A 4668-nucleotide genomic window follows, 5' to 3' on the forward strand; every position below is an offset into this window, starting at 1 on the left:
GAGCTCCTCGAGGGCCAGCAGGTGACGTTCGACGTCACCCCAGGCCACAAGGGCCCCCAGGCGGAGAACATCACCGTCGCCTGACCGCGTGCGGCCCGCCGCTCCCGGAACATCCTCCGGGACCTTGACGTCGGGAACCTCCTTGAGACCCAGGGCGTTGCAAAGTCTGGTGATCTTGGATCGGTGCTGGTCAGGTGACTCCGAGGACGGTCAGTGGCCGTTCGAAGGGGCGGAGAGACATCGCGCGGAGGCCAGCGGCGATGTTGGTGTGGCCGCAGTGCGTAGCTGGTCGATGGCGAAGCTGCGGAGGGTCGCCATATTCACGGTCCGGCTACTCCCTCGGCGACATAGCGAATCGGCCCCGCCTGCTTTCAGGTAGCGGATACCGTGCCGTGAACAGCCTCTTCCTGAGGGATCGTTACCGATGGGATGTAGACACGCGCATACCGCCTGACCCATACATGGCAGTGGGGAAGAGCGCCGCTCGGAGGCAGCCGACGACGGGGACGCTCATGCCCGGTTCAACCTGGCACGGTTGTGGTGGGGCAAGCGCGTCCCTCAGACCGTGGCCGAGCTCCTGCGCTCCGCCGCCGAGGGCGGGGTCGAAGAGGCGTACGGCCCGCTCGGTGACCTGCTCACCGCCATGGGCGAGAGGGTCGAGGCCCTGATGTGCTACTTCGCGTCGATCCACGCGGGCGACGCCGACGTGCTCCACGATGCGATCACCCTCGCGCGCAGCCTGACCGACGAGGACATCCGTCATGCTGGGGAGTTGGCTGGCTGCCCAGCAGAGGCCGAGGCCCATGGTGAAGACGGTTCGGAAGTACCGCTGAGCCGATGAGTGAGCCTCTTCAGCGTTGCAGGTCCAGTGTGAGGACCGCCTTGGCGATTGACGTCATGCGGTTGGGGCTGCAGCGGGATCTGTGGAAGATCCGCCAGGACTTCAGGCGGACGACGCCGCGTTCGACGGGTGCTCGTGCCGCGGGGGCACGGTTGCGGTCCTGTCGGTGGGAGTGAGTTCCTGGAGGGGCCTGTGCTTGATGCCGGTGGTCAGCCACGGGCCGGCGTCCTGGTAGGCGAGATCGGCCACGATCGGAACGCCTTGGCGCTCGCAGATCCGGATGATCCGGTGGGTTCGTGCGGCGGTCAGATCGTGACTGCGGCCCGGCAGGGCGGGCGAGAGCCATAACAGCCGGCCACCGGGATCGGTGACGACCTGTAAGTTCACGCCGTGGGGCCGGTGTTTGTGGGAGTAGTCGGGCCGGCCGTCGCCGACCCGCTCGCACTCGGCGAGGGTGCCGTCGAGTAGGACGAAGTCGGGCTCATGCTCGCGCAGTGTCTTCAGCAGACCCGGCGCACGCGCGGCGACAGGTCGACGACCGCGCTGGTGTATGCGTGGGCGGTGGAGTCGCTGATTCCGAACCCGGTGGCGATCTTCGCCAGAATGATGTGTTCGTGCAGGTACACCAGTGCCACCATAGCGCGCTGGGACGGCCGGAGCTTGCAGCGCCGGCCGCCCTCACGGGTGACGATCAGCATGGTGACCCACTCCACGAGTGCATGCGGCAGGCCGAGTGCGGCAGGATGGATGACGACCAACGAGACCCCCGAGCAACGAGATTGAGACGTCAGATCTCTCGATCAACAGCCGGGGCCTCGCTTGTTGCGCTTCACGGCCCATCACCCGATCGGTGGCGACCTCGAAGAAGCTGAATGAGTGACTCGGTGCCCGGCCGGGTCCGCCGTCTCGACCGCACCGTCCCCGGACGTGACCTTCTAGGCTTGCCGGACATGGAAGAGGAGCAGCCGTGACCGCACCTCTGCGCAGCTGGAAGGCCGTCATCGAGCCGCGGGCTGCCGAAGTCCTACATACGATGGGCGCCTCAGGTTTCAGACAATTGCACGATCAGATGGTCCTGGCTGGTCCGCTGCCAGCGGTCTCCGCCGCCGATCCGGTTGGCTTAGAGGTCCTAACAGAAGCCGTTGATCATGTGACGTTCGGCTGGGCTGGTCGTTGGTCCGATCGTGGGGAAACGCCAGTCGCGGCCCTGGATCGTCTCGGACGAACTGTGGTCGCTCATCGAGCCGTTGCTGCCCGTGCCGGGTCCGAAGCTGGTCGAGGGCAGACCGCGAGTGCCGGACCGGCAGGCGCTGTGCGGGATCCTGTTCGTCCTGCACACGGGCATCCAATGGGAGTACCTGCCGCAGGAACTGGGCTTCGGCTCGGGCATGACCTGCTGGCGGCGGCTCGCCGCGTGGAACGAGGCCGGCGTGTGGGACGAACTGCACCTTGTGCTCCTGAAGAAGCTGCGGGCGGCGAGGAAGCTGGACTGGTCGCGGGCGGTGATCGACTCCTCCCACGTCCGGGCCGCTCGACGGGGCCCAAAAGCGGTCCCAGCCCGGTCGACCGCGCACGGCCGGGCAGCAAGCACCACGTCCTCACCGACGGCCAGGGCATCCCGCTCGCGGTGTCGCTGACCGGCGGAAACCGCAACGACGTCACCCAGCTCCTGCCCCTGCTCGACAAGATCCCGGCGGTTGCCGGCGTCGTCGGCCGCCCAAGACATCGGCCCGACGCGCCGCTTGCCGACCGCGGCTACGACCACGACAAATACCGGCGCCTGCTACGGCAGCGCGGCATCCGCCCGGTCATCGCGGAGCGAGGCATGGAACACGGCTCTGGCCTGGGCGTCTTCCGCTGGGTCGTCGAGCGCACCATCGCCTGGCTGCACGGGTTTCGCCGCCTGCGGATCCGCTGGGAGCGACGCGACGACATCCACGAGGCCTTCCTCGGCCTCGCCACCTGCCTGATCACACACCGACCCCAACGCCTTTGTTAGGACCTCTTAGGCGTATCCGACAGGCTGGCCGCCCGCGTAGGCCATGACGGCGATGAAGCCGGGTTCTGCACCATGGCGCGGTCCAGGCGCTCACCGAACGCGGTGATCGCGTAGTTCAGCAGGTGAAGCAGGTCCGCACGCACCTCGCCCGGACGCTCACCGGACGATTCGGAAGCGTGCGGACGCCGTTCCGCAGCGGGGGCCCTGGGGTTCACTGAGTGGTGATCGTGATCTCGCCGATGCCCCCTGCTCGTGCTTTGGCGGCCAAGGCCTCCTGGTAGGTGATGTAGGAGCGGGTTGTGCCGTCGGGCAAGCTCAGCTGGTAGACGACGGGGGTCTGCGGGGACACCCCGCCGCAGTTGCAGGCCATGTTCGTTCTCGTTTCGTGTCTGGGTGCTGAGTACCGGAGGGGCGGCCGTTGCGCTGTCGTGCCGTCCGCATGCGGCGTGTTCTGCAATGCACCTTGATGGGGCCCTGATGGCGTTTTGGTGTTGGTCAGTCCAGCCACCGTGAGGCCACTCCCGCGAGGTAGGACAGGCTCAGGGCGGTTGCCGGTGCCGTGAACCAGACGGTGCCCGTCAGGGCGAGGAGGCAGGCGGTCACCGCGGTCGCGACCCATACGCTCGCGCACCATCCGCAGCTGACCAGGTAGGCAGCCTTGGAGTCGTCACCGAAGCGATCGGCGATCTGTGATCTGAAGCCGGCCGCGAGCGTGTCCTTGGTGAGAAGGCGGGTGATGCGGCAAGTGACGCCGAGGGCCAGCAGGAACTCCGTCAAGCTCATGGAAGTCTCCCTCAGGCAGGTCGGTTTGGTGTGGGGCCGGGCGGCGTGGGTGTGCTCGCCGTTAGGCTTGGAGCCCGGGCCGTCCCCCCGTCCTTGCACGACGGGGGGACGACTCTGTACGGGAAGCGATCGACTGTTGGCGAACCGCCAAATCAGGCTGACCGTTGGACGGGGCCTGACAATGATCCGTCCCGACGCTGTGGTGCTGTTCCGGCCGAGGCAGGGTCGGGACGGGTCACAGCGGCAGGCAGGGCGGCAGGGGGCCGGTCGCCTGGACGGGGGTTCCGCCGACGTTGGCGGTGGCGGTGAAGCTGCCTGACAGGGCCTGCAGCAGGTTCAGGCTGGCGTTGAGGGTCGCCGTGCCGGTGGCGTCGGTCACCGCGGTGCCCACCAGCTGCCCGCCCACGAAGAAACTCACCGTCACGCCCGCAGCCGCAGGCGAGACACGCGCCCGGAGTGTTGCCGTGAAGGGGTTCGGCAGCGGCGCCTGCAGGTTGAACTGCCAGCAGGACGGCAGCACCTGAATTGTCCCCCCTGTCCCCCCGCCGGTGACGTTGATGGTGATCGGGGTGGAGGAGACGTTGGTGCAGGAGCAGGCGGAGTTGGCCGCGGTGACCGTTGCGGTGACCGACGCCGGGCCTGCGGTGGGGAAGGTGAGCGATCCGGTGGCGATCCCGGAGGCGTTGGTGGTGACGGTCACCGGGGTGGCCCCGCCGCCACTGAAGGTGACCGAGGCCCCGGAGACGGGGAGCCCGTTGCACAGCACGACCGCGGTCAGGGTGGTCGGCTGACCGGCCACCACCGCACCGGACGGCGGCAGCAGGAACACCAGGCAGGACGGCTGCGTGGTGACGTTGATGGTGATCGGGGTGGAGGAGACGTTGGTGCAGGAGCAGGCGGAGTTGGCCGCGGTGACCGTTGCGGTGACCGACGCCGGGCCTGCGGTGGGGAAGGTGAGTGATCCGGTGGCGATCCCGGAGGCGTTGGTGGTGACGGTCACGGGTGTGGCTCCGCCGCCGCTGAAGGTGACCGAGGCGCCCGAGAC

Annotated in this window: 6 protein-coding genes and 2 pseudogenes; 3 read left to right on the top strand and 5 right to left on the bottom strand. The window is 68.0% G+C overall.

All coding sequences use genetic code 11. The features are described from left to right. Together GT030_RS07200 and GT030_RS07205 are read left to right on the top strand one after the other, a co-directional pair. On the top strand, positions 1-84 hold an 84-nt coding region (locus GT030_RS07200; protein WP_161200363.1), incomplete at its 5' end, for a cold shock domain-containing protein. Between the two features lie 481 nt (positions 85-565). Further along, complete coding sequence (locus GT030_RS07205) at positions 566-841, top strand: hypothetical protein (RefSeq protein WP_161200360.1); 276 nt, start codon at positions 566-568, stop codon at positions 839-841. 10 nt (positions 842-851) lie between these two features. Here GT030_RS07205 and GT030_RS07210 read toward each other — a convergent pair. Next, positions 852-1539: pseudogene (locus GT030_RS07210) on the bottom strand (transposase family protein). A gap of 486 nt (positions 1540-2025) precedes the next feature. Here GT030_RS07210 and GT030_RS07215 point away from each other — a divergent pair. Beyond that, a protein-coding gene (locus GT030_RS07215) for an IS5 family transposase (RefSeq protein ID WP_346009585.1) occupies positions 2026-2840 on the top strand; the annotation gives its coding sequence in 2 pieces (ribosomal slippage) (positions 2026-2362 and positions 2362-2840; 816 coding nt in all). Between the two features lie 9 nt (positions 2841-2849). On the opposite strand, the pseudogene GT030_RS36220 reads toward GT030_RS07215, so the two are convergent. The 4 genes and pseudogenes from GT030_RS36220 to GT030_RS07230 form a co-directional block, all read right to left on the bottom strand. After that, positions 2850-2986, bottom strand: a pseudogene (locus GT030_RS36220) (GNAT family N-acetyltransferase); the annotation flags it as partial. Between the two features lie 65 nt (positions 2987-3051). Next, positions 3052-3210 (bottom strand): hypothetical protein, encoded by a 159-nt coding sequence (locus tag GT030_RS35495; RefSeq protein ID WP_202459797.1) that lies wholly within the window; start codon positions 3208-3210, stop codon positions 3052-3054. Positions 3211-3335: 125 nt separating this feature from the next. Beyond that, complete coding sequence (locus GT030_RS07225) at positions 3336-3623, bottom strand: DUF1360 domain-containing protein (protein WP_161200361.1); 288 nt, start codon at positions 3621-3623, stop codon at positions 3336-3338. A gap of 235 nt (positions 3624-3858) precedes the next feature. After that, a partial coding sequence (locus GT030_RS07230; RefSeq protein WP_237522244.1) for an Ig-like domain-containing protein occupies positions 3859-4668 on the bottom strand: 810 nt, incomplete at its 5' end.

It is taken from the genome of Streptomyces sp. SID1328 (genome assembly GCF_009865595.1).
Lineage (GTDB): Bacteria > Actinomycetota > Actinomycetes > Streptomycetales > Streptomycetaceae > Streptomyces > Streptomyces griseoluteus.

Coding starts and splice junctions, on each gene's coding strand:
- GT030_RS35495 (WP_202459797.1), bottom strand. CDS start 3,210: ATGGCCTGCAACTGCGGCGGGGTGTCCCCGCAGACCCCCGTCGTCTAC.
- GT030_RS07225 (WP_161200361.1), bottom strand. CDS start 3,623: ATGAGCTTGACGGAGTTCCTGCTGGCCCTCGGCGTCACTTGCCGCATC.